Annotated in this window: 40 protein-coding genes; 16 read left to right on the forward strand and 24 right to left on the reverse strand. The window is 68.1% G+C overall.

The genetic code is table 11. The features are described 5' to 3' along the window. Positions 1 to 180 precede the first annotated feature (180 nt). The 12 genes from SNA_RS17240 to SNA_RS17275 form a co-directional block, all read right to left on the reverse strand. Positions 181 to 2,337, reverse strand: a complete 2,157-nt coding sequence (locus SNA_RS17240; protein ID WP_044365693.1) for a hypothetical protein — start codon at positions 2,335 to 2,337, stop codon at positions 181 to 183. 11 nt (positions 2,338 to 2,348) lie between these two features. Then, positions 2,349 to 3,644 carry a hypothetical protein gene (locus tag SNA_RS17245; RefSeq protein ID WP_037789028.1) on the reverse strand — a complete coding sequence of 432 codons (1,296 nt, stop codon included), beginning with the start codon at positions 3,642 to 3,644 and terminating at the stop codon, positions 2,349 to 2,351. A gap of 35 nt (positions 3,645 to 3,679) precedes the next feature. Beyond that, positions 3,680 to 3,898, reverse strand: a complete 219-nt coding sequence (locus SNA_RS17250) for a hypothetical protein (protein WP_030064828.1) — start codon at positions 3,896 to 3,898, stop codon at positions 3,680 to 3,682. A gap of 93 nt (positions 3,899 to 3,991) precedes the next feature. Then, positions 3,992 to 4,195: a hypothetical protein gene (locus SNA_RS17255; RefSeq protein WP_030064829.1), complete on the reverse strand. Its 204-nt coding sequence runs from the start codon at positions 4,193 to 4,195 to the stop codon at positions 3,992 to 3,994. 95 nt (positions 4,196 to 4,290) lie between these two features. Then, positions 4,291 to 4,623 carry a hypothetical protein gene (locus tag SNA_RS17260; RefSeq protein WP_030064831.1) on the reverse strand — a complete coding sequence of 111 codons (333 nt, stop codon included), beginning with the start codon at positions 4,621 to 4,623 and terminating at the stop codon, positions 4,291 to 4,293. A gap of 105 nt (positions 4,624 to 4,728) precedes the next feature. After that, positions 4,729 to 4,890: a hypothetical protein gene (locus SNA_RS42395; protein WP_157879952.1), complete on the reverse strand. Its 162-nt coding sequence runs from the start codon at positions 4,888 to 4,890 to the stop codon at positions 4,729 to 4,731. Between the two features lie 92 nt (positions 4,891 to 4,982). Continuing rightward, positions 4,983 to 5,153, reverse strand: coding sequence for a hypothetical protein (locus tag SNA_RS42400; RefSeq protein ID WP_157879953.1), 171 nt, complete (start codon positions 5,151 to 5,153; stop codon positions 4,983 to 4,985). Positions 5,154 to 5,165: 12 nt separating this feature from the next. Next, the gene (locus tag SNA_RS17265; protein WP_044365696.1) at positions 5,166 to 5,345 is read right to left on the reverse strand and encodes a hypothetical protein; all 180 of its coding nucleotides are present in this window, start codon (positions 5,343 to 5,345) and stop codon (positions 5,166 to 5,168) included. Further along, positions 5,345 to 5,521 (reverse strand): hypothetical protein, encoded by a 177-nt coding sequence (locus SNA_RS42405; RefSeq protein ID WP_157879954.1) that lies wholly within the window; start codon positions 5,519 to 5,521, stop codon positions 5,345 to 5,347. Before SNA_RS42405 ends, SNA_RS17265 begins: the two co-directional genes overlap by 1 nt. A gap of 44 nt (positions 5,522 to 5,565) precedes the next feature. After that, positions 5,566 to 5,823 carry a hypothetical protein gene (locus tag SNA_RS17270; protein ID WP_030064836.1) on the reverse strand — a complete coding sequence of 86 codons (258 nt, stop codon included), beginning with the start codon at positions 5,821 to 5,823 and terminating at the stop codon, positions 5,566 to 5,568. Between the two features lie 53 nt (positions 5,824 to 5,876). Then, positions 5,877 to 5,999, reverse strand: a complete 123-nt coding sequence (locus SNA_RS44720; RefSeq protein ID WP_275042008.1) for a hypothetical protein — start codon at positions 5,997 to 5,999, stop codon at positions 5,877 to 5,879. A gap of 405 nt (positions 6,000 to 6,404) precedes the next feature. Then, on the reverse strand, positions 6,405 to 6,662 hold the full coding sequence (locus SNA_RS17275; RefSeq protein ID WP_030064838.1) for a hypothetical protein: 258 nt from the start codon (positions 6,660 to 6,662) through the stop codon (positions 6,405 to 6,407). Between the two features lie 312 nt (positions 6,663 to 6,974). Between SNA_RS17275 and SNA_RS17280 the strand changes: the two genes are divergently transcribed. From SNA_RS17280 to SNA_RS17335, 12 genes are all read left to right on the forward strand, one after another. Further along, positions 6,975 to 7,277 (forward strand): hypothetical protein, encoded by a 303-nt coding sequence (locus tag SNA_RS17280; RefSeq protein WP_044365699.1) that lies wholly within the window; start codon positions 6,975 to 6,977, stop codon positions 7,275 to 7,277. A gap of 130 nt (positions 7,278 to 7,407) precedes the next feature. Next, a complete protein-coding gene (locus SNA_RS17285) occupies positions 7,408 to 8,610 on the forward strand; it encodes a helix-turn-helix domain-containing protein (RefSeq protein ID WP_030064843.1) in 1,203 nt (400 codons plus the stop codon). Positions 8,611 to 8,714: 104 nt separating this feature from the next. After that, positions 8,715 to 9,083 carry a DUF6907 domain-containing protein gene (locus SNA_RS17290; RefSeq protein WP_030064845.1) on the forward strand — a complete coding sequence of 123 codons (369 nt, stop codon included), beginning with the start codon at positions 8,715 to 8,717 and terminating at the stop codon, positions 9,081 to 9,083. Between the two features lie 139 nt (positions 9,084 to 9,222). Next, the gene (locus tag SNA_RS38360; RefSeq protein ID WP_030064846.1) at positions 9,223 to 9,996 is read left to right on the forward strand and encodes a hypothetical protein; all 774 of its coding nucleotides are present in this window, start codon (positions 9,223 to 9,225) and stop codon (positions 9,994 to 9,996) included. A gap of 45 nt (positions 9,997 to 10,041) precedes the next feature. Further along, complete coding sequence (locus tag SNA_RS17300) at positions 10,042 to 10,347, forward strand: ribonuclease E inhibitor RraB (protein ID WP_030064848.1); 306 nt, start codon at positions 10,042 to 10,044, stop codon at positions 10,345 to 10,347. Next, positions 10,340 to 10,738, forward strand: a complete 399-nt coding sequence (locus SNA_RS17305) for an NUDIX hydrolase (RefSeq protein WP_420823486.1) — start codon at positions 10,340 to 10,342, stop codon at positions 10,736 to 10,738. Before SNA_RS17300 ends, SNA_RS17305 begins: the two co-directional genes overlap by 8 nt. Before the next feature lie 134 nt (positions 10,739 to 10,872). Further along, positions 10,873 to 11,364, forward strand: coding sequence for a hypothetical protein (locus SNA_RS17310; RefSeq protein ID WP_030064852.1), 492 nt, complete (start codon positions 10,873 to 10,875; stop codon positions 11,362 to 11,364). 405 nt (positions 11,365 to 11,769) lie between these two features. Next, complete coding sequence (locus SNA_RS17315) at positions 11,770 to 12,048, forward strand: hypothetical protein (RefSeq protein ID WP_157879955.1); 279 nt, start codon at positions 11,770 to 11,772, stop codon at positions 12,046 to 12,048. A gap of 179 nt (positions 12,049 to 12,227) precedes the next feature. Next, entirely contained in the window at positions 12,228 to 12,482 is a 255-nt protein-coding gene (locus tag SNA_RS17320; protein WP_030064856.1) for a hypothetical protein, read from the forward strand. A gap of 209 nt (positions 12,483 to 12,691) precedes the next feature. After that, positions 12,692 to 13,147 carry a Panacea domain-containing protein gene (locus tag SNA_RS17325; RefSeq protein ID WP_030064857.1) on the forward strand — a complete coding sequence of 152 codons (456 nt, stop codon included), beginning with the start codon at positions 12,692 to 12,694 and terminating at the stop codon, positions 13,145 to 13,147. A gap of 18 nt (positions 13,148 to 13,165) precedes the next feature. Continuing rightward, positions 13,166 to 13,621 (forward strand): hypothetical protein, encoded by a 456-nt coding sequence (locus SNA_RS17330; RefSeq protein WP_030064859.1) that lies wholly within the window; start codon positions 13,166 to 13,168, stop codon positions 13,619 to 13,621. A gap of 87 nt (positions 13,622 to 13,708) precedes the next feature. Beyond that, on the forward strand, positions 13,709 to 14,698 hold the full coding sequence (locus tag SNA_RS17335; RefSeq protein WP_030064861.1) for a hypothetical protein: 990 nt from the start codon (positions 13,709 to 13,711) through the stop codon (positions 14,696 to 14,698). Between the two features lie 95 nt (positions 14,699 to 14,793). Here the strand turns inward: SNA_RS17335 and SNA_RS17340 are convergent, their stop codons facing one another. Continuing rightward, a complete protein-coding gene (locus tag SNA_RS17340; protein WP_030064863.1) occupies positions 14,794 to 15,096 on the reverse strand; it encodes a hypothetical protein in 303 nt (100 codons plus the stop codon). Between the two features lie 180 nt (positions 15,097 to 15,276). Here SNA_RS17340 and SNA_RS17345 point away from each other — a divergent pair, with 180 nt between their 5' ends. After that, positions 15,277 to 15,786: a hypothetical protein gene (locus SNA_RS17345; protein ID WP_030064865.1), complete on the forward strand. Its 510-nt coding sequence runs from the start codon at positions 15,277 to 15,279 to the stop codon at positions 15,784 to 15,786. A 57-nt stretch (positions 15,787 to 15,843) separates the two neighbouring features. After that, positions 15,844 to 16,281 carry a hypothetical protein gene (locus SNA_RS17350; RefSeq protein ID WP_157879956.1) on the forward strand — a complete coding sequence of 146 codons (438 nt, stop codon included), beginning with the start codon at positions 15,844 to 15,846 and terminating at the stop codon, positions 16,279 to 16,281. A 328-nt stretch (positions 16,282 to 16,609) separates the two neighbouring features. Here SNA_RS17350 and SNA_RS42410 read toward each other — a convergent pair whose 3' ends face one another. From SNA_RS42410 to SNA_RS17400, 11 genes are all read right to left on the reverse strand, one after another. Continuing rightward, entirely contained in the window at positions 16,610 to 16,783 is a 174-nt protein-coding gene (locus SNA_RS42410; RefSeq protein ID WP_157879957.1) for a hypothetical protein, read from the reverse strand. Beyond that, positions 16,783 to 17,064, reverse strand: a complete 282-nt coding sequence (locus SNA_RS17355) for a hypothetical protein (RefSeq protein ID WP_030064867.1) — start codon at positions 17,062 to 17,064, stop codon at positions 16,783 to 16,785. The genes SNA_RS42410 and SNA_RS17355 overlap by 1 nt, the downstream gene beginning before the upstream one ends. Further along, positions 17,061 to 17,561 (reverse strand): hypothetical protein, encoded by a 501-nt coding sequence (locus SNA_RS17360; protein WP_030064868.1) that lies wholly within the window; start codon positions 17,559 to 17,561, stop codon positions 17,061 to 17,063. Before SNA_RS17360 ends, SNA_RS17355 begins: the two co-directional genes overlap by 4 nt. A gap of 81 nt (positions 17,562 to 17,642) precedes the next feature. Then, positions 17,643 to 17,936, reverse strand: a complete 294-nt coding sequence (locus tag SNA_RS17365) for a hypothetical protein (protein WP_051877194.1) — start codon at positions 17,934 to 17,936, stop codon at positions 17,643 to 17,645. A gap of 46 nt (positions 17,937 to 17,982) precedes the next feature. Then, entirely contained in the window at positions 17,983 to 18,411 is a 429-nt protein-coding gene (locus tag SNA_RS17370; protein WP_030064870.1) for a DNA-3-methyladenine glycosylase, read from the reverse strand. Positions 18,412 to 18,413: 2 nt separating this feature from the next. Next, entirely contained in the window at positions 18,414 to 18,680 is a 267-nt protein-coding gene (locus SNA_RS17375; protein WP_030064871.1) for a hypothetical protein, read from the reverse strand. Positions 18,681 to 18,735: 55 nt separating this feature from the next. Then, positions 18,736 to 19,065: a hypothetical protein gene (locus tag SNA_RS17380; RefSeq protein ID WP_030064872.1), complete on the reverse strand. Its 330-nt coding sequence runs from the start codon at positions 19,063 to 19,065 to the stop codon at positions 18,736 to 18,738. Continuing rightward, entirely contained in the window at positions 19,062 to 19,424 is a 363-nt protein-coding gene (locus SNA_RS17385; protein ID WP_030064873.1) for a hypothetical protein, read from the reverse strand. The genes SNA_RS17380 and SNA_RS17385 overlap by 4 nt, the downstream gene beginning before the upstream one ends. Beyond that, positions 19,421 to 19,624, reverse strand: a complete 204-nt coding sequence (locus tag SNA_RS17390; RefSeq protein WP_030064874.1) for a hypothetical protein — start codon at positions 19,622 to 19,624, stop codon at positions 19,421 to 19,423. Before SNA_RS17390 ends, SNA_RS17385 begins: the two co-directional genes overlap by 4 nt. Positions 19,625 to 19,696: 72 nt before the next feature. Next, complete coding sequence (locus SNA_RS17395) at positions 19,697 to 20,296, reverse strand: hypothetical protein (RefSeq protein ID WP_044365707.1); 600 nt, start codon at positions 20,294 to 20,296, stop codon at positions 19,697 to 19,699. A 48-nt stretch (positions 20,297 to 20,344) separates the two neighbouring features. Further along, on the reverse strand, positions 20,345 to 20,662 hold the full coding sequence (locus SNA_RS17400; RefSeq protein ID WP_030064876.1) for a WYL domain-containing protein: 318 nt from the start codon (positions 20,660 to 20,662) through the stop codon (positions 20,345 to 20,347). A gap of 166 nt (positions 20,663 to 20,828) precedes the next feature. On the opposite strand from SNA_RS17400, the gene SNA_RS17405 reads away from it, so the two are divergent. Together SNA_RS17405 and SNA_RS42415 are read left to right on the forward strand one after the other, a co-directional pair. Beyond that, entirely contained in the window at positions 20,829 to 21,050 is a 222-nt protein-coding gene (locus SNA_RS17405) for a hypothetical protein (RefSeq protein ID WP_037789032.1), read from the forward strand. Further along, entirely contained in the window at positions 21,047 to 21,727 is a 681-nt protein-coding gene (locus SNA_RS42415; protein WP_157879958.1) for a GIY-YIG nuclease family protein, read from the forward strand. Before SNA_RS17405 ends, SNA_RS42415 begins: the two co-directional genes overlap by 4 nt. Positions 21,728 to 21,777 lie beyond the last annotated feature (50 nt).

Genomic DNA, 21,777 nt, shown 5'->3' on the forward strand with positions numbered 1-21,777 from the left:
TTGGTAGGTGAAATGCGGCTTATGCGGGGCGAACGGTGCCCAATATCTCCCGCTATGCACCCCGGACGGGGCCCGGACAGGGGGTGGACGCGACCCGGGTCACGTCCGGGTGCCGTCCGCCCCCTGTCCGCCCTCTGACCGGGGGATATACCGGGGCAAACAGATCACTGTCCGGGGTGGTCAGGCCCCGTTGAAGAAGTCCAGCGCGTCAGCGATCTCGGCCCGCTGGTAGCCGTTGACGCGTCCGGTCTTGTGCGGCACGGTGATCTTCACGGTGCCGCCGGCCCCGGCTGCCCGCAGCAGCTCCCCCAGACGGTCAGCGGTCATGCCCCCGCCGATGATCTCGGCCATCTCCTCCAGCTGTGCGACATCACGGCCCAGGTCGTTCATCGCGGCGAGCGCGCCACGCAGCGCCTCCACCTGCCGCACCTGCGCAGCCGACAGATGCATGACCTCCCGCCCCGGCACACCGTCCCGCTTCGGCCCGCCGGCCGCCGACGACAGGCCGGTCGTGTTGAAGAGGTGCCTCTCGATCGCGTCATCCCACTGCCCGGCGAGACGCCCCGCCTGCTCGCGGATCTTCGCGGCCCGCTCCAGCAGCATGGTGATCTCGCCCCGCTCGTCCTCATCCAGGTCGAAGCTACGGGCCTTGTCGGTGACCCCGGCGAACGGGTTCACCAGCCAGCCCAGACCTGGCCGCGGCGGATCAAACTTGGAGGCGTCACGGCCCGCACCGGATGACCCCTTGCCGAGGATGGCGTTGGACTGGTCCGCGTTGTCCACACGCATCGCCCACTTGGTACCGCAGTTCATCGCGAGAGCCTGCGGGATCACATCGACCTCGGGGTACTGCGTGATCAGCACCATGAGGATGCCCGCTCCCGCAGCAACAGCAGACAGCCCGATCAGAGCTTCCAGGATCTCTTCACGCAACGGCTTGCCCGGCCGCGTGTACGTGGCCAGCTCATCGATGACCAGCAGCTCCAGCCCGCCGATCTGCTCGATAGCAGACGCCACAAGCTTGGACTTGCCGAGCCTGCCCAACTCCGCCTCACGCCGGTCCTTGTCCGCCAGCAGCCCCTTCAGCAGGGCGAGGAGCCGCTCGGGGCTGGGCTTGAAGTACGTAGAGGCGACCCCGGTCTTGGCGTATGCGTCCCACTCGCCGTTGTTCTTCCCAGCCACGATCCGCAGGTTGACCCGAGGGTCAAAGGCGGCGCCCACGATCAGGTTGGAAGCACCGACGCCCTTGCCCGAGCGGGTCATGCCCGCGATGACGAACGAGCTGTTATTGATGACGAGAGAGACGATGGCGCCGCGCTTGTTCCAGGCGACGGGCACACCGTGCGTCCAGGCGTCGATGCCGCCTCGCATGGCCAGAAGGGGGGACGGGCGGGGCGCGGCGAAAGGGTTGGCGTCGGTCATCCACAGGGAGACGCGGCGTTCGGTGCCAGCCTTGGCGATGTCGACCATCGAGCTGTCGCGGCCGAGCGCCCCGGCGAGCGCGTCCAGTTGCTTCTGCAGCATGGCGACGGTGACGCGGGCGGGCAGGTCGAACACAGCGGTGGTGTTGCCGTCCGTACCGCGCTCCGGCGCGGCGAGGACCGTGATCTGCTCGCGTCCCTTGACGATGCCGATCTCGCGCAGCGCCGTGTCCAGCTCCTCCACGGTCAGCGCCGGCGGCGGCGGGGCGTCGAAGGCTCGCTCGACGGCAGCCGACACGGGGACCGCCCCGTCCTGAGGCACAGCTTCGATCTCCTGCTGGTTCGGCTCCTCGACATCATCCACCGGTTCGGGTCGGCCGTGCCAGACACCGAGAGCCATCGCGCCGAGCCCCATGAGGAGGTCGACGACGGGGCCGCCCGTGACGGCGCCAACGGTGGCGCCGGTCGCAGCGGCGGCGGTCCAACCGCTGGTCTTCGCGAGCATGATCCGCTTATGGCGCTTGTAGGCGGCACGCCGCTCAGTCACGAGTTCCCGCATCTCGGTCTCGCGATCCAGGTTCCCCTTGGAAGCGCGGAGAGCCTGACGCGCGGTCTCGATCATCTGCGGGTAATCGTCGCGCCGAGCTTCCATCCAGCGACGACCGAGTTGCTGGTAGCCGCGGACGGACCAGCCGACGTACAGACGGTTTTCGACCGCGTGCCGCATCGCACGGTTGGACTGAATCCAGGTAGGCCGGACGGGCTCACCCTGATGCTCGACGACCGCTCCTTCTACAGGCTGCGGCTGGTCCTTGACGAGGCTCAGATTCGGCCGGCGGATAGCCGGTTCGGTGCGCATGAATTCCGGGACGTCGAGGTCGGTCTGGGAGTCCGCGGAGGGGGTGTGAATAGCCATTAGTGGGCTCCTCAGATGGTCTTGTTAGCTGACTGCGTGTCGGCCTGTTCGCGGGCCGCCTGCTTCTTTGCGGCATCGCAGTACGGTTGCGTGTCACCGGCCCGCCTGAGGGGCGGCACGCCCCCGTTGTGACGCCGACCGTCGGGGGTCCCCGGGGCCTTCTTCGCGCCGGGCGCCTTTTGGGATCCCACCTGCGACGAGTCGCCCAGTACCGGCATCTCCGAGATGGTCTTCATACGGGCCTGCGCGGCCCTGCTCTGGGCCTCCAATTCGGGCCGCACGCCGACCACCTTGGAGCCGGTGACGCGGTACCAGGCGTCCGCCCAAATCTGTTCGGTGACCGTGGCCGAACCCCGCGCGGAGCGCAGCGCCTCGGCGACCTCCCACACGTCGGGGTGTTGCTCCTGGCGGTCCTTGTCCTTACGCGCTTGCTCTTCGTCAGCGCGCTTCTGCTGCTCGGCCTTCTGTTCGGCGGCTCGCATTTCAGCGGCGGCCTTTTCTGCCTTGACCTTCTCGCGCTCCTCTGTCTCCTTCTTCGCCTGGCGCTCGGCTGCACGCTTCTCCCGCCAGGACGGAATGCCGTCGGCTTTCTGTGCGATGCCGTGCTCGTAGGCCATCAGCACGATCGGGCCAACAAGGGACGCGATGGCGCCGACCAGGCCGGCGTTAAAGCCGATCGCTTCGTTCGTCATGCCGCCGCGCATGTTGATCGTGGCCGCGATTGCGGCGCCAAGCATGATGCCGACCCGGTATGGGGCGACGTCCCGCCGGTGGGCCACTGCCCACGCAGCCCCGCACGCCAGGACCAGGGCGATGCCCTCCAGCATGGCGGGCGCGGCGACCAGAAAGGGGCGGCGCTCGTCCCAGAAATCGAGGAACTGCACCGGGGCGGCGATGATGAGGCAGACGGCGTAGATGCCGCGGGCGCCCCACTTCCAGTACCGCTCGGAGCGCTCTTGCTCGGCCAGCTGCTGCGCCTCGCGCTCGGCCTCCTCCTCTTCGGCCTTCTTCGCCTTCGCCTCTTCGGCGTTGGACTTCGCCGTGTCGGCGGCCTTCTTCGCGAGGTACGCCTTGTAGTCGGCCTTCTCCTTGCCCAGCCGCATCGCGGCGCGCTCGTTGGCGATGCGCAGCTTCTCGGCTTCCTCCTTCGCCGTGATCTTCTCGGCGTCTGCCTTGCCCTCGGCTTCGATCCGGCGGGCTTCCGCCTCGGACTCGGCACGGCTACGGATCGCCTCCGCCTCGGCCAGGGCAATCGGGTCGAACCGCGTGTCAGCAGCGGTGGCCTTGTCTTCGATGACGGTCGTCATCGGGCTTCTCCTTCCTTACTGGTGGGGCGGGGCGGTTAGGCGGCGGTTCGGTAGTCGTCGTGGGCGGCGGCGGAGGCGGGCTTGCGGATGCGCTGCTCCTCGACCGCGCCGTCCCCTGCGATGCCGGCCAGGACAAGGACGGCGATCACGATGCGGATTCCGGGCGGTACGGACAGGCCCATGAACCAGGCCAGCCCCGCGATCAGTAAGGCGACCCGGGCTCGGGTCAGGCCGATCAAAAGTCCGTGACGCATGACGGTGTCCTTTGACAGGGGTGAGGGTGGGTGCTGCGTCGGATCTCCTCACCGCCGGTACGAGACCGGCGGATCGGGCTACCGACGAGCGGGTTAGCGGGCGGGGCTGAGCTCTTCGGCGTAGAACCCGCGGTGGCCCCTGACCGCCTCGGCGACTCGACCGTCGATGCCCTTCACAGTCATCAGGCCGCCGGACTTCGAGCCGTCGTCGACGACAACGCCGGTCTTGCCCTTCGCTGTGCGGTTTTCGCGGCTGGGGTTGGTGACGGTGACGCGGTCTCCCTTGCGGAAGCGCATTTGGTGTCCTCTCGGTAGGCGGCCGGCTGGTCCGGCTCCCCGCGGTCCCGGCGCCAGCTGCGGTTCTGGCGTTGCTCCGGGGCCACAGGCAGCCGTTAGCGGCGGGCGAGACGCTTCTTCCGGCTGGCTTCTCGTATGGCAAGGACATCCGCCGGTGTGACGAGTACCTCGTCGTCCTGCTCGAACATGGCCCTGACGTGGGTGGGCTTGGTGTCGTACATCGGGCCGTAGCGCAGGCACACGCCCTGAGCCGAGTTCGCGCCGGACATCCACGAGCCGGTGATCGGCGAACGCTTATCGAAGACGTGCGAATCCCAGACCGGCTCTTCGCCCCACGGATTCACCGTGGTGTGGATCGTGTAGTAGGTCTTGCCGGGCACTACCTGCCGGCCGAACTTCTTGTAGTCGCCGGGCTCCCAAACAGTCATGTCTGTCTCCTCAACTCGATGCGTGGATGGGTGGGGTTCACGTCTGGTCCGGCTGGCCGGCTCCCCGTCCCGCTCGGTGGTAGCCCGAGCGGGACAGGCATCCGGTCAGTCCTTCTTGGACTCCGAGCGGCCGGCGAGCTTGGCCTCGCGGGCTTTGGCCTCGTCCTCGGTTGTGAAGTGGACCCAGGGGGTGTCTCCCTCGACCTGGTAGCGCGGCCGCGGAACGCCGTAGATCTCGCTGGGGACGTAGCTCTTGCGGATGGCCATGGGGTTCCCTTCGTCGGTGTGGTGTCGGTGTCGGTGCGTGCCCCTGCCTGCACTTGCGGCATACGTCCGGGAGACCGGGCAGGGGCTGGGGGTTAGCTGCTCTTGCGGTCGATGTCGTCGGCGACGCGGCGGGCTTCACGGGCGAACCCCTCGTGCATCTCCACGTCGGCGGTGTTGCCGGCCTTGCGGGCTTCGGCGGCGTATCGGTCGGCGTTCGCGGCGGCCTCGCGGTTGCCCTCGGCGGTGTCGAATCGGCTGCGCATGTGATGCCTCCTTCAGCGGCTGGTGGTGCGGTGGGCGTTGATCTGGGCGGGGGTGGCGCCGGCCCGGACCGCGGTGCGGATCGCAGCCTGGGCGGCGAGTCGAGCGCCGGGCTTCGGCGCCTCACCCCGCTCGATCGGACCGAGGTAGGCGTCCGCCTGGCGGGCAGCGGCGAGGACAGCGGCGGCGGACATCACGCGGCGGCCGGCTGACGGAAGCCGCGGATCTCGTCCATCAGCCGAGGACCGTCGGGATCCGCCTGATCCAGGTCGAGGGCGGCCAGCTGAATGCCCAGCTGACGGTCCAGGTCGCCCTTGGCAACGGCGTCGCGGTACTCGTTCAGGTAGGCGATACGGGTGTTCTCGGGCATGACGGTGGTCCTCTCGGAAGGTGTGGGTGGTGAAGAGGTACGGGTCAGGCGGTGGCCGGGGCGGCGGTCTCACCGCGGGAGACGCGGGCGGCATCGAGGTACCGCTGCGCCTCGTCGAGATCGAGGTTCAGCTGGTAGCGACCGAAGGCGTAGGCGCTAACGTCCTGTGCGGTGACGTCAGCAGTGACGGGGTGGTAGCGGAGGGACTCCGGGCGACGCCGGTCGGCCACCTCGCCGAGGAGGTGGTGGGCGACACGCATGAGCTTCTGGTGACGCTGGCGGGCCTGGTACTTGGCGAGCATCGGACGAGTCCTTCCGGTTCGGGTCGGGGTGATCTGCGTGGGGAGTGGGTCTTTCAGGCGCGGTAGACGGGCGGACGGACGCCCGCGCGGAGTTCGCGGATGATCGAGCAGGGGCCCTTGGTCGCGCAGTACGCGTCGTCGGTGTCCGGCAGGGCGTTACCCGTGGTACCCCGCATGTCGCGGGTGGGATGAGGTGAGGTTGGAGAGCCGCGCCCGGGACGCCGGGGGTAGTCAGCCCGCAGGCGCGGCGGTCAGAGGGTTACAGCGACCCGCCGGGAGTCCGCTTCGGAAGCGGCGGCAGAGCGGGCGGAGGATCAGCCCGGTCGTGCTGAGGCTCAGGCTCAGACGACACCGTCACCGCCCCCGAACCGGCTGAACCGCATACCGAGCAGCCGACTCATACGCCTCACGAGCCGCCCACCTGTACATGTCCAGCTGACCGTGCGACGGATGACGGGGATCGGCAGAGATCGCGACGATCCGGGCCGTAAGCCCGTCCCCGCGAATCTGCTCCGCATGCGCAAGCTCCGGAGCCACAGACGGATCCGAGTCGCCCGGGAACGGGGCAGGACAGGTAGCCATCACGCCACCGCCAGAGCGGAGGCGTCGATCAGGTGCAGCAGGCCAGCCCGCTCCAGCACAAGCCGGGCTTCGACCATCGTGTCCTGCGCGAGAGCCAGGGAGTCGAACTGGGCGGCGGACATACCGCGGGCATCCAGGCCGGCCAACTCCACGACCCGCAGCGCAGCGACCTCGAAGCGCGTGACCGCACGCTGAACCTCCGGCGAGACCCGGACGTGCGAGCCGAACTTGTGGGCGGCGATGTCCGCCGCAGTCATGGCGGGGGTGGTGCTGGGGTAGCAGCCGGCCGGTACGGAAGTGGCGGTCGGGGCGCTAGCAGTACTACGCGGGACGCAAGTACTATCGGTCATGTCTGGTCCTCCTGGTGATGCAGGTGGAACTGGGCGCCTCGGCAAGGTGTGCAACCACCTAGCCGGGATTGAGGCCCTTCCCGGTGTGCAACCACTGGGGAGGGCCGCTTCCAGCCCCGGCCTGGTGTGCAACCACCTGCCGGGGCTTCGTTCGTCTTCGACACTAGAGGAGAACTTGCGTGTTGACAAGTACTGCCCACCGAGTGGAAAGTTGTAGCCATGACCCCAGATGACGAGAAGGGGGGGATGCCCGAATTCGTCACCTTCACGCAGATCGCGAAGCGCGTGAACGAACAGGACCTGGTTAGCCGCCCCATCACTCGGCAAGGCGTCCGATACATCGCCGACCACGACCCCGACTGGCCTGTCCCGCAGGACCGCTGGATGAAAATTGGCTCGGCCTGGGCAATGCCCTGGGAGCCGATCGAGAGGTTCTTCCGGGAGCGCACCACGCCTCGCGGAAGAGGGCCGGTCGCCAAATCGGACGATGCGCCACCGAAGAGCTCCGAGCCGGAGCAGTAATTCTTCATGCCCCCAGCGCACCACCACGCTGGGTCACGATCCAGATCCAGCCTGTTGTCAATCGGCAACAGGCGGATCTGAAAACACCAACCCCCTCCGCACCATTCGAATACGGCGACAGGATTGCGGCATGACCTTCGGATCGGAGCTCCGCCACTACCGGCAAGACGCCGGAATGTCTCTCGCTGAACTCGCTTGCCGCGTCCACATGACTAGGGCCCACATCCATAACGTCGAGACCGGGCGCCGCGCCCCGAGCAGCGATCTCGCCGCAGCGGCCGACGTAGCCCTCGCAGCATGTGGCCGGCTGGTCGCCGAGTTCGACCGGGAGGACCGGGAACGGCAACGGCAAGCCGCCACCCGAAAGACTCTCGCTGCTTCCCTCGCCACCTCGCGAGATCTGATGGCGCTGGCCGACCTGGAGCTCGATGAATTGCAGGCGGGAGTGGAGGAGACCGCGGTCGACTACCTCGGAACCGCGCCGGGCCCGATGCTGCTGCGCGCTGACTCGCTTCGCCGTGATGCCCTGGCGCGCCTGCGGGACTACAGGCACGGGCCGCACGAGCGAGCCGATCTGTACGTCTCCGCAGGACGACTCTCCGGCATCCTCGCCTACGCCGCCCTCGACCTCGGCGACTCGGCAGCGGCGTTAGAGCACGCGCGGGCGGCCGGACGTTGCGCCCAGTACGCCGGCGACACTGAGCTGCTGATGTGGGTGCGCGGCACCCAGTCGCTGATCTCCCGCTTCGCCGGCGACTACGGCATCGCCCTCGACTACGTGCGAGACGGGCTCCAGTACGCCGGTGACGTGCCCGGCACCGGCGAGGCGCGCCTGCTGTGCGGCGAGGTCCAGTGCCTGGCGAACCTCGGCGACTCCCGGGCGGCGAACCGGACGCTGCGCCTTGCCGAGCAGGCGCGGGAACGCGTGCAGCGACCCGACAGCCTGACCGGTCTCTTCGAGTTTTCCGAGACGAAGCAGCGCTACTACGCCGCCAGCTCCCTGATCTGGCTGAACGGCGGCGACGACGCGCGAACCGCGGCAACCGAAGCCGAGGCGGCAATCGCATCGTGGCAGCAGATGCCGCCCGAGCAGCGGTCCCTGGACGACGAGCGACTGTGCCATATCTACCTGGCCACCGCCCAGGTGCAGCTCGGCGAGGTGGAAGCGGCCGCGGAGTCCATGGCCCCGGTGCTGGCGCTGCCGGTCGAGGATCAGATCAGTTGGATCAACAAGCGGGCGCACCGGGTCGGCTCGATCCTCGCCGCGCCCCGCTACCACCAGTCTTCTGCTGCCGTCGATCTCCGGGAAGCCATCGCGGCCCTCGGTGCCTGAGCAGCAGAAAGGCCGGGCGGTCATCACCCGCCCGGCCAGTTCGACCAGCGGGCTGCAACCCGCTGACCAGTAGAGATCCACACGCAAATGAGGAGAACTCTGCCATGACTGTACTCGCTCCCGAGATTCCGTCCCAGACCAACCCAGCCGAGTGCCTGGTCTCACACCCGACCGCGTGCCCGTCGTGGTGTCGGGACCGTCACGCCCCCGTAGCGCACGAGTTTGGCCCGTCGGTGACGTCGCACTGGGGCGTGCAGGCCCGGCTGGACAATCCGGCGGCGTTCGGCGCCGGTGAGTCGTTCATGCGGGCGGAGCTGTACCGCTACGACGCCGGCTCGGAGGTCGGCGCCACCACGATGTACGTGCAGGGGCAGACCGACGTCGAGATGACGGCTGCGGAGGTGGACGTGCTCCTGGTCCAGGCGCAGGCGTTCGTGGACACGTTGCGGGTGTTGCGCGCGCAGATGGGCTGATCGCCCCGAGTTCCTCACGGCCGGGCAGCCTCAGCTGTCCGGCCGTTCTCAGTTCTCCCGCGGGTGCAGCACTCGCGAATCCTGGAGCGTCCATGCACGAAACGAGTCCTGCCGTGGGCCCGCTGATGGGGGCGGGCGGATGCTGAAGATCCGCCGTTCGAAGCCCGTCGACAACTTCACCATCTTGCCGAACGCCCTGCTGCGCGACGATCGGCTGACGTACTGCGCCCGCGGCGTGCTCGCTGAGCTACTGAGCCGCCCTTCGGGCTGGGAGACGAACGCGGACGCCTTGTCAGAGCGGGCGCGCCGGCACCGCGGGGATGTCGTCGGCGAGGGGCGGCGTGGGTTGCGGGCCGCATTCACCGAACTGGAGGCGGCCGGCTACATCGTCCGTCGAAGGGAGCAGGCATCGAAGGGGCGATTCATCACGGTCCTTGAGGTCTACGACATCCCACAGGACCGAGGTACCGCTCGCGGTACGTCGGCAGACGGTACGTCGGCCAGCGTGACGTCGGCGGGCGGTACCTCTTCAGTAAGTACTGACGGAGGAAGGACTGATGAAGAAGATGCTGGCGAAGAACACTCCTCCGCGCTCGCTGGCGCTCGCGCGGGCCAGCAAGCCGGCCCGCAAGATCGACGGCGCGAGCAGCTCAACCGGCTGTACGAGGCCGCCAACGACCTCGACGATGACCAGCTGCGCCGACTGCTCCTCCAGTTCGAGAAGAAGCGGCCACGGATCTACCGGGAACAGCGGCAGTCGGCCCTCGCGCAGCTGGAGCGGGAATCGCCAGAGATCCTGCGCACCGCGAACTCAGTACGCGCTGTGGACCTGTTGAGCTTCAAATACGCGCTGATGCACTACCAGGAGCCAGGCATCCCGGAGTGGCTACGCCGCTTCCCGCAGCCGCGATGACACCACACGGCCCTATCCGCACACTCACGAAAGGAACGATCACCGATGGACGACATGATCCCGTACACCCACTGGGCGTACTTCTCCGACGAGGCCGGCGCCCGCCGCTGCGCCCAGGCCCTGCCCGACTTCGTGACACGTGTCCGCAAGGCGGCCGAGGGAGGCGAGTGGCTGCTGCTGGCCGGGCGGGACGTCGTCCGTGACCGTCTGCCGGAGCGGCACAGGGAGGTCGAGGAAATCGTCACCCGGCACGGCGGCAAGTACGACGGCGGCGAAGCCACATACCTCGGAACGGGACAGCCGGTCGCGGACCCGATGCTGATCCAGGATGGTGAGGGTGACGATGCCTGATCAGCCCATCGCCGCCGCCGTAATCGTTCGGGGCTGCCGCGTGCTGCTGGTACGCCGAGCGGTCGAAGAAGGCGATCTGCGCTGGCAGTTCCCGGCGGGCAAGCTCGAGGCCGGCGAGACCGCGGAGCACGCAGCCGTCCGTGAGACCGAGGAGGAGGCCGGGCTGACCGTCGAGGCGGTCAAGACGCTGGGCAGTCGTATGCACCCGAAGACCGGCCGACTGATGCACTATGTCGCTTGCTCCCCCGTATCCGGTGAGGCGCACGTAGCCGACGAGGAGGAGCTCGCCGAGGTCGCGTGGGTCGCACACGGCGAGATCCCCGAGTACGTGCCCTACGGGCTGTTCGAGCCCGTGCAGGCGTATCTGGACGGGGAGCTGAGTGAGACGTGAGCGCTCCCCTACGGCGGCCTCCTTCACCGGCTTGGTCCGTCCTCATCCGGCCTGCGCGTCGGAATGGTGCGTTCCGCCTCGTGTGCGCCACCCTCGTAGACTCGCTGTGCCCACCCCGAGAGGATTGATCGCTGATGCGCCCGCAGAGGTTGATGGAGTTTGTCGCCGAGACGCTGACCAATGCCCCCGAGGTGCAGCGCGCTGTGCCGTGGCAGGAGGGTGGCGTCCGGCCGTATGGTGTGCAGGTCACGTTCCTTACGGGCGCGGAGTTGTGGCTCGGGGTTATGGCGCAAGCCGCGCCCGGCGAGAGCTATGACGAGCCGGAGGTGCCGGTGACGGCGGAGCCGCCGGCGGAGGTGGCGGTGCCGGAGCTGCTGGAGGGCGGCAAGGTCACGCCCTTGTCGGCGGAGGCGTACATCGCCGCGGTGTTGACGAACTCGGGTAGCGCGGAGATCAAGCGGGCGTATGGGTATTCGGAGGGGGCGACGATGACCAGGCCGACGTCGGCTCCGGGTGTCGGGCTGGAATTTCATTCGGCGGGGCGGGGCTTCTTGCCGTTCATTCACACGGCTCGGGCTGGCCAGGGGAAGGGCCGGCAGGCGTTCGATCTTCAGGAAGCGTTCTGACCACTTCCGCTGGGTAGCTGAAGGTGTCGCCTCACGCGGGGCGGCACCTTTCTGCTTGGAGGTGGCCATGGAGCGCAAGATCGAGTTAGGTACGGCGTCATGCCCGTCGTGTCAGCAGACGGTGGGGAGTGAGCCGGGGCAGCCTGTGACGCCGCACCAGAAGGCTGACGACAGCCGCGAGCAGTGCCCTGGCGGCATCGGGCAGTAGGTGGCTTGAGGCCCCGCCTCTTTGGGGGTGGGGCTTTGCTGTGCGCGCCCCTCGGTGCGCTTCTTGCGCCCCCTGCTGAACGTCTCGTTCCGCTGGGAGCCTGTCCGTCTTCTGACTGAGGGGGATCGATGGCGCTTGCCTGTCCGCGCTGCAAGGACCACACGCAGGTTTTGCATCGGCCGGAGTATTGGCGCTCGTTGTCGCAGGACGCAGAGGCGAAGAAGTTGCACGCGCCGCCCCCGGAGTACGCGGTGCAGTGGCTGCTGCCGGCTGGCATAGGTGCTCTAGGCGTGGTCGCCTTCGTCACCGGAGCGATAGCCGCTGGCATCGTCCTCCTGATCGGCGCGGCCGGGATCGGCTACTGGCTATCGCGGCGGGCCCAGGCGGCGGAGGATGCGCGGGCCCGGTGGGAGCGGTCGTTGATCTGTAAGCAGTGCACGGCCGTGTTCCCGCGGGAGGATGCTGTCGCGGTGTGAGGGTCGCGCTGTAGTTGCACCAGGTCGTCGGGAATTCGGTGCCACTCCGCGGGATCTGCTCCGCTGGTCGAACAGGGATGCGGGGCGGCGCGGGCACGGGCGGGTGAACGGGCGAGGAACCGGGCGCGCCGCTACAAGCCGGCCGCTAGCCTCGCCGTCCCCTGACCTGAGGAGAGCTCGTGACGTCCATCCGCACTTTCAGCGGCCCGATCTTCCTGTGCAAGACGTGCGGCCAGCCGTGCTTCGAAGGCAAGGAGGCGGGGCTGGAGCACTTTATGGAGCAGTGGGACGGGATCTTCTGCCCGATGTTCCCGCTGGCCGGCGAGCGTCTCGAGGTGGGGTGGGACGCGATGTCGCTGGATGACTTGAAGGAGAGCTACCCGGACACGTACCCGTATGAGCTGGCTGCGGGACCGGATGCGGTGGCCGGGTAGTCGTTGCGCTGTTGGGGTGGTCTTGCCGGGCCTGGAGGCCGCCCGCCTGGGGCGTCTGGACGGCTCGTGCGGGCAACCTTCCGAGGCCCGGCGGCGGTCGATAGGGTGGGTTGCCTGGGGGGTTCTTCTCTGCCGCGGTGGATCTGTCGAGGGGCCGCTGGTGTCGTCTCGTCTACGGTGGCGGAGGGGGACGAAAGGGGATCGCGATCATGCCGAGCGTGGAGGACGTCGCCGCGTACATCCTGGCGAAGGACGGCCCGATGTCGGCGATGAAGCTGCAGAAGCTCTGCTACTTCGCCTACGGCTACCACCTCGCGTGGGAGGACCGGCAGCTGTTCCCTGAGCGGTTCGAAGCCTGGGCGAACGGGCCTGTCTCCTACGAGCTGTACGACCAGCACCGCGGCCGATACCAGCTCAATGCAGGCGACGTGAACGGCGACCCTTCGCTGCTGGATGACGGCGAGCGGGAGTCCGTGACCATCGTCCTCGACTCGATGGGCGTCTACTCCGCGCACGAGCTGTCGGCGATGACGCATCGCGCCGGCCCGTGGGTGCAGGCCCGGGAGCGTGCCGGCGCAGCCGATCTGCAGCGAAGCAACGAGGAGCTGAGGGATGCGGACATCGCCGACTTCTTCGGCGCGCTGGTGAGCCAGGACGACGAGTAGCCGCGGGCGGGGGCAGAGGTGGGGAAGAAGAAGCTGTCTGTCCCGCAGTCGAAGACTGCCGAGGGGAAGCGGACAGGTAACCCGGGTGTTCTCCTGCCGGGCGCCGACACGTCGCATGAGCGGGTCTCGTGGCGCTTCTCGCAGGTGGATCACGATGGGCCATGGGGCTTCGGTGAGATGGTGCCGGGCATGCTCTGCGAGGTCTTGCGGAAGCTGTCGCATTGCGAGTCGATGACCGTCAACGAGCTTCGGGGTAGTTGGCGACTGTTCAAGGAGTACGACCTTCCTGGCGGCCTGTGCCGGGACGCTTTAGACCGGCTCGAGGCTTTGCGCCGGGATGACATGACGAAGATCCAGCGTCTTGAGTTCACGGGCACGCAGCGCCTGTACGGCTTCCTCGAGGGCAATATCTTTCACGTCGTGTGGTGGGACCCGAACCACCAGGTGTATCCGTCGAAGCTGAAGCACACGTGACGCTGCCCCGCCCGATCACGCTGGGCGGGGGCAGGTCAGGCGTCGTGACGGATCACGGGCACGCCGACCGCGGGGTAGCGTTCGGGTGTGGAGTGGGAGATGTGGGAGATACGGCACCAGACGAGGTACGGCTGCGGATCGTGGCACCGCGCGGTCCAGCAGGCTGGCACGCTCCTCGACTGGGAGATGGAGCACCGCGGCATCGACGCGGAGGAGCGCCTCCGTTTGGTCTACGCCCGGCCGGCGCTGGAGCGGGAGTGGGCCGACCAGAAACGTCTCGCCGCTCTGGTCTTGTGGCGGGCGGCCTACGACGCCGACGTTCTGGTGGACGACGTGGTGCTCGGTACCATCCGGCGCTACTACGGCCGCATCCTCGGCGCCCAAGCCCTGCGCGACGGCCCGGTCCCAGACGCCGCGCGCGAGATCATCGACGGAGACGGCCCGTCGCCCGAGCTGCTCCACCAGGTGGCAATCATCCTGGACAAGCACGCCCTCGTCGATGAGGCGACGCCACATCGGATCGGGCCACTCACCACCGTCGGGTACCGGGCCCGGGACCTGCGGTCCACGCCCGGTTGGGCTGAGGGCGACTGGACAGCAGACCTGAGGATCGCGCGAAAGTATCTGGATCACGCCTGGCAGAAGCGCGAGGACGGAAGCTGGAGAGTAACCGCGGCGGATCTTCAAGCCGCGGCCCGAGCGGTGCCCGTCGAGCCGACCTACGACTATCCCGCCGCGCCCGTCGGTCCGGACGGGTACCGGCTGTGGCTGCAAGAGGCGCACTACCTGCTCTCCGTCGGGACCGCCCTGGCCGCAGTGGCCGGCACGCTGCCGCGCACAAGCGACGGCTACATAGGCCCCCTGGCCATGGTTCTCTCCGGCCACGCCGGCGCCTGTCTCCAGTTGCACGACAGCGTCGTCGACGTTGAGCACCTTTGGTCGGCCGAGCCGGTTCAGCCAGTCGACCTGAGCTATTGGGACCTGTCGCATGTCCCCGCCTCGCTCCTTAGGCGGACAGATGAGATCAAGGTGCTCATCCAGGACCTTCGCGTCTGGCTCACCGTCCTCGCCTCGTAGGCCACGGCCCGCGACTACTGGCAGGGCGTGGGGCGCGCGTGCAACCGCTCTTCCCGCACGGCCGTCACGGGAAGGATCGTGACGGCGATTGCCTGTCAGGGAGATCCGGTCACCACCAGCGACCCGTCCGTCACTCTCCGGGTCTCCCTGACCCTCAGTTGCGGAGACGAGTAGAGCAGCGCGCCACCTCGGTACAGCTCGTACTGGTACCACTCGGCCCGCTCCAGGGAGCGGCGCTGCTGCGGGTCGGCGTCCGGCAGCGTGAGCTCAACAACCCCGGCACCGGCGCGCATGATGCCCTGGGACGTGATGCTCCCGGTGATGGTCATCGAGGCGGAGCCGGTGGTGAGCAGGACGGCGTCACCGTGTATCGGGCGAGGGCCGGGGTACCCGGTCACGCTGTCACCCCCGCAATGTCGCCCGTGGGCCTGGCGATTCGCATCTCATATTGCGCCGTGTCCATCTGCGCTCCTCCTGCCGACTGCATGCCGTGCTCATCCTCGCGGTGCCGCACAGGTCTGCGCCAGCATCCGGCCAGACAGTGGGCGAAGTGCGGCGGCGCTGGACGCCCAGATAACGTGGCTGTCGCCCGGCGGGTGCTGGTGCTGACGATGGAGGAGACGGGCATGAGATGGGAGCAGGCATACGCGCGGGCGGGAGAGCTGGCCGCACTGGACCAGCCGGTCGTCGACGACAGCTGGGACTGCACCGGTGTGCGCGGCATCCTGGCCATCGCGCTGACCAGCCTCAGCGAAAGCGCCAAGGACCCGGTGCAGACCGGAGATCTGCTGTCGCACCTCGAAGCGGGCCCGGCCGCCGTGCGGAGGCTGGCCGCCGTCCTGCTCGGCGATGACCTGGCGCACGCGACGGACATCGACCCGGCGACCGTGGACATGAATGATCCCGTGGTGGGGGCGTGGGTGTGGCTGACGCGCTCCTGGCCGGCCGACGGCCCGTGGGATGGTATGAGCCGCGGCGTCGCCCGTGGCCTGACAGCCCCTGCCCTCGACATCTTGACCGGCTGGGCGGCAAGGGCCGCGTTGACGGGGCTGCACGCCGAACGCGGCGTGGAGTCGAACAGCTTCTGAGGCCCGGCGGGGATACCGTCATCTGCCCAGCGCTGCGCCTGTTGTTAGTGTCGTCGCGTGACCACGCCAGCGGAGCGCCTCGCACAAACCCTCGAGACCGTGCTCGAGGACCTGTCCGCCGAGCCGACGCCCCCAGCCCCGGTGTCGACACCAGCAGGACTCAATCCCGCAACCGTTTACCAGATGCGGATCCGCACACTCACGGTCCGGCGTCCCGTCCAGATGCGGGCCGAGGGCGATGACTTCCCGGGCCTGGACAGCGAACCGCTCTACGTCACCGAGTGGATCGAAAGGCGGATGACCTGCCGTAACTGCCGGAGCGGCACCGATCTTTCTCTCCGGGGCAAGTGGGGCGACCTCGCCACCGTCGTCTGCATGGCGTGCGACCACACGTGGCCCGCCCCGCTGCCTCCGGCGGCAAGCGTCCATGCCCTTCAGGCCGCCATCGCCCAGAGCGCCGAGAAGAGCGGCGGGCTGCCGACCGAGCCGGCGTAAGCAACGACCGGGTCGTCATCGTCTGGGACCAGATGTCGCTCGAGAACGTGAAGACCAAGTACCCGGACCACTACCCGCGGTGCGCGGCGGCGTCGACGGCCTTCGGTTCGTAGGACGACCAGCGAGTCGCGGGGCTGGTCGTCTCCAGATCGAAGCCGACCAGCCGGCCCAGATGCCATTCGCTCACAACTTGCCCTGTCCGTCGAGTGCGTTCACCGTGGCGCAGGGCCACCCTGTGTCGCCGTGGTTTGCTACAGAGATCGCAGTAGGCAGTTCCGTCAGCGCCGAGGCGTCGAGCGTGCAGTACACGCACACGTCGAACCGCAGCCTAGGCCTCATCCCGAGCTTTGCCGATCGGGCCCGCCAGGTGCATCACGGCTTGCACGAGGTGCCGGGGAACTCGGCGAAAGTTGATCGACCGGTTGCCGTTGTCGCGCTCTGCCTCGGCGATCAGCTCTGCGATGACGGTCGGGAATTCGCTCGTGTCAATGCGGCGCGCCATCATGCCTCCTGGGCGGGATCTACGTGGTGGCAGGTGCAGGTGCACTCTTCCCCGGTGAACTTGTTGTTGAGCCGGCACCGCTGGTGTAGTTGCCGCGCCCAGCCCGTGGCGTCCGGGACGTCGGCCGCGTCGACGCGGAGTGCAGTGTCGCAGCCGGTGGACAGGTACGGCGGGGTGTCGATGGCGGCCAGGATCTCCGGAGGCAAGAGTTCACTGGTCGAGCCGGGTGGGTTGACGTAGCCGGGCGTCAGGTTCGGGCCGACTGTGCGGTCTTCGGTCACGGCTGCTCCTGCTCGCTGCTGGGTGTGTTGTATGCCTCGACAACAACTGTCGTGGTCCGGCGGGCGATGCGGAACTGGTAGCCGGGTCGCCATTTGCGACGTGCCGCGAGTCGCGCTGTGGCGAAGTCCGGATCCGTGGTCGTACTGCTTGCCTGCTCCCATGTGCCGTCGGGCTGCTGGCCTTGGACGAAGTATTCGACGGTCTCCCGCCGCTCTGCGGTGGTCATCTCGGCAGCGGTGCTGATCGCCGGGTAGAGGTCGGGGAACGCGAGGCAGGCGTCGATGACGTGGGCGATGGTCTGCCGGTCCTTGGCGATGGGCTCGCCCTGCGGGTGCCGCATGCCCTGGACGTAGCCCATGACAGCGGCGTCATGGACCAACGCCTTCTCCCAGTCGGTGAAGGAGGCGAGGACGACATTCACGGCGTCGGTGCGGTGGACAGCCCGCTGCTCCAGGTAGTCGGCCAGGAAGCTGGGCAAGGCGGCATTGTCGGTCACGGCTGCTCCTCGGAGATGGCGAGGTCGGTAGGGCGATACGCATTGGGTGTTGGGCACGCCGCGAGGTGCGGCGGGCTGGGGTTAGTTGAAGGTGACGGTCATGGCGTCAGGCGAGTGCACCGTCGGGTCGGTGCCGTTGTCGCGGTCGAGGATGCACCGCTCACCGCGCTGCCCTTCGGGCGCCATGTACAAGTGCCGGCCGCAGAAGTAGCCACCGCAGCCGTAGTCGTCGCCGCCAGGGGTCTCCCCGCACAGGTGCGCGAGGCCGCGGTCGATGCGCTCGGTGCAGCCGGGCTGCTCGCAGGTGGTCGGGACGTCGTAACCGGCCTCGATCGTTTGGCCACGGCGGAAGATCTCGTATCGGGCGTATCCCATGAGGTTCTCCTACGGTTGGTCGTTGTGTCGGACGACGCGGTCCGGGTTAGGTGGTGGACTGCTGGTGGGCGTGGGGGCGGGGAGACGGGCTGTCGGGGTCGACGTCGAGGTGGGTGAATCGGACGGGCTTGCCGAGGCTGCGGGCGTACCGGACCTCTGCGCGAGTGGAGTCGCCGATGTAATCCCCGACGACGAGCACCTCGTCCGCGAGCCGGATCTTCGCCCGGTGCAAGTCGTCGAGGCGGACCTTGAGCGCCTCGGCCTCGGCGGGGTCGTCCCAACGCGGGTGCGCTTCCTTCATGTTGCAGCCGGGCGCGACAACGATGTTGCCGTCGGCGGTCTCGAGAAGGTTGGCCTCCTGCATCTCGGCCATGAAGCGGGTAGATCCGCAGATGACCACGATGCGCGGCAGGTTGAGGCGCTGCTTGGCGTCGGCGAGCTTCTCTTCGGCGGTGAGCAGTTGCGGGTAGGACATGGTCACTTCTCCTTCTCGGGTGTCCAGTACGGGGCGTCGGGACCGTGGGCGGCGATACGGGCGTGGACGTTGCGGAGGGTGGAGACGACCAGATCAGGGCGTTCCCCGTCCGGGAAGGTAGGGCGGTCGGCGCGGTGGATTTCGTCGGCAACACGCTTGCGTTCATCAGCACGGGCCTCGGCTTCGACGGCGTCGAGTAGTTCATCGAGGGGGCCGTCGTCGAGGTGTGCGCTGGCGGCGTAGTTGTAGAGGTCGTCGCGGGCGGTCATGGGCTCCTCAAGGGTTCGGGCCCGCCGCGAGGTGCGGCGGGCAGGGGCGGGGTTTTCAGGCGCCAGGTTCGGGCTGGCAGTTGGCGTTGTCGCCGCGGGCGTAGCTTCGGGCGGCCATGCTGCAGAGGGCTTCGCGACCGGTGCGCATGAGGTCATCCCAGGCAAGGAGCGGGGGCGTCGGCACATCGGCCATCCCCTGCGCGATCGCAGCCTTGAACGCGGAGGCGATAGGTGAGGAGAGACGGAACACGCCCTGCTCGTAACCGCGTTCAAGGGTCCAGGTGGTCAGGGTCAGGTCGAATCCAGCGTCGCCAACCGGGGTCAGGCTGAACGCGGTCACCGGCTCTGGCTGCTGCGCGGCAAGGGCGGTCTCTGGGGTGGTCATGCTGCTGCTCCTCGGATGTGTGCGGTGAAGGTGGCGCCGGCGGCTTCCTGGAGTTCGCTGGCGAGGATGATGGCGGTGTCCGGCCGCAGGGTGACTTCGGCTGCGTCGAGGCCGACGACCGTCTCCAGGTCGTCGCGGGCCGCGTCGATCGCGGCGGGATGCCAGCCCGTGTCGTCGTCGGGGTCCGTGGTGCGCTGCACTACCGCGGCGAGCCGGTCCAGGGCATCGATGACGGCGGTCTGGTCATCGGCCCACGCGCGGGCCAGCTGGTCGAGCGTCTCGGCACGTATCACGTCGACGCGGAGGATCACGCCGAGGCCGAAGCCGTCCAGGCGGGCGGACAGGTCGGCGGCGGTCACAGGGAACCACCCTCACGAAGCCGTTCCGCCACGGTCCGACGCGACGGCTGCGCCCACTCCAGCAGGCTGTGCAACTGGTCCCCGGACCCACTGACCTGGGTGTGCGGAATGGCGCCGAGGTCGTCGCGGACGCCCCTGGCCTCCTCGGCGGACAGTTCGACGACGACCGTGCCGTCGTGCTTCATGCTGACGATCTCCATGCGGTGCTCCTTCGATTCGGTGCGGGCGGGAAGGGCCGCCCCACGCTGGGGCTTGGGGCGGCCGCAGGGGCATCAGCGGATGGGCTCGGTGCGAGCGACGTACAGGGCTTCGCGGTGGGCTTCCATGGCCTCTTCGCGGGTGTCGCTGCGCACCTCATCGGCGTCGATGACGTGCTTGCCGACGCGCTTCCCGGTGTGCCGCCGGTCGGGATGGTCGTCGAAGATGACGGTGCTGTAGCGGCGGAAGCCGATCTGGACGGTGGAGACCGTCAGGTCCTTCTCTGCGCCCTTGACCTTGGCCTGACGAACGATCTTCGGGAACACGGTGAACTCCCTACTGGGAATGCGGGCGGACTGCTCGGTGGGGGTGCCCTTCCCGGCGGCGTCGGCCATGCGGCGCAGTTCCTTACCGACACCAGCGGCGACCGACGCGGCGTACTGCCCGGCCTCGGTGTCGCCGCAGGAACGGGCGGCGCGTACCGCCACCTCGGCGGCCTCGCGCAACACCTCGGCGCGCGCTTCAGCGCGAACCTCGTCCAGCAACGCCTGCGCCTCCGCATGCGTGTGCGTGGCGTTCAGTACGTTCGCGATCCGCTCGGACGCCGGCAGTGCCTTCTCCGCCGCAATCTTCGCTCGGACTCGGGCCTTCGCGGCTTCCCTGCGCTCGTTCATGGAGAATCCCTTCGATGCGGGCTGGCTGGACTGGGCGGCGAAGTCGGTCTAGCCGACCTCCGCGGGGCGGCAGTTGACGATCCGGTCGATGCGGAAGGTGCGGTCCTCGCCGCGCATCCGGTCGTGGCCGCGGACGGTGATCGCACCGGTGCTGGTGGCAGCGAGTTCGGCCGGCTCGATGACCCGGGTGGACTCGGTGCCGTCCGCCTTCCGGTAGCTGATCTCAACCACCTGGTCGAGGTCGATCGCCCGGAACAGGTCGGCCAGCAGACGGAAGATTCGGGAGAGGGCGCCGCGGGCGATGGCCTCGGTAGCGGCGAGTGCGGCACGGATCGTGCGGCGAATCGTGGTGACAGTGCGGTACATCTTGGACTCCCCCTTGTACCTGGTGTAGCTACACCGTACAGTTGGGTGTAGCTACACCGCAAGCCATTCGCTGAAGAATCTGTAGCTACACCCGACAGGGGATGTGTAGCTCCATAGAGGGGAGACTGCTTTGCAGCCCGTAGCTACACCTGGATACGGTGCGACCATGTCGCCCAACGTGCCCAAGACCCCGCCCCGCCAGATCCGCATCGGGGACGCCTGGTACGACTTCGACGCCGCTGCCAAGGCCATGAGCACAGAGCGCGCGGCACTCATTCGCGACTTCATCGACTGGTACCTGCGGGAACCCGGCGCCAAGCTGCCCAAACGGCCGGAACGCGCTGACTGGAAGGCCAACCCCGAAGATGCAGGCGGCGAGGAGGCGTGACGTCGAACGGACGCACCGCCCTCTACCGGCTCCGCGCGGCGGACCATCGGTTGCTGTACGTCGGCATTAGCACCAACCCCGACATGCGCTGGGGGCAGCACTCCATCACCAAGCCTTGGTGGAGCGCTGTCGAATATCGCGAACTGGAGTGGCACGAGAGTCGCGCCCTCGCTGAATCGGCAGAGCGGGCGGCGATCCGAAACGAACACCCAATCTGGAACGTCGTCCACGCAGTTTCCGATGCCGCATCCAGGACCGACATCCCCGCAAAGATCCTGAGGGCGATGCGTATGCGGGACAGAGCCGACTTGGCAGTGGTCGACGCTCACAATCAACTCGTTGAGAGCGTGGTCTCCGCGCTGCTGGTCGGGATGATTGGCCCGACTCGGGCAGCTCAGCTCGCAGGGTGGGAGCCGTGCACTGTGCGCAAGTATGCGCGACTCCACGCCGTCCCGCCGACGCCACCAGGTTTGAAGACCCCCACAAAATGGAGCAAGTCGAGGGGAATACCTGTCGACGAAGTCGTAGAGCGTCAGATGGAGGCGGAGGATGCGATCAAGGCCGCGGTTCGCCGACTGAAGACTTGCAGAGCCCGCTTGGCGAAGCGTAAGACCGAGGTGACGGACGCGATCAGGGAAGGACGTTCGCCTCGAAGCTCCGCACCCCCCGACGCCTGACCTGCCCCACCGGAGCCGCACCCTCCATGGGTGCGGCTTTCGTGTGCCAG

Origin of the sequence: Streptomyces natalensis ATCC 27448, assembly GCF_000935125.1 — a bacterium.
Lineage (GTDB): Bacteria > Actinomycetota > Actinomycetes > Streptomycetales > Streptomycetaceae > Streptomyces > Streptomyces natalensis.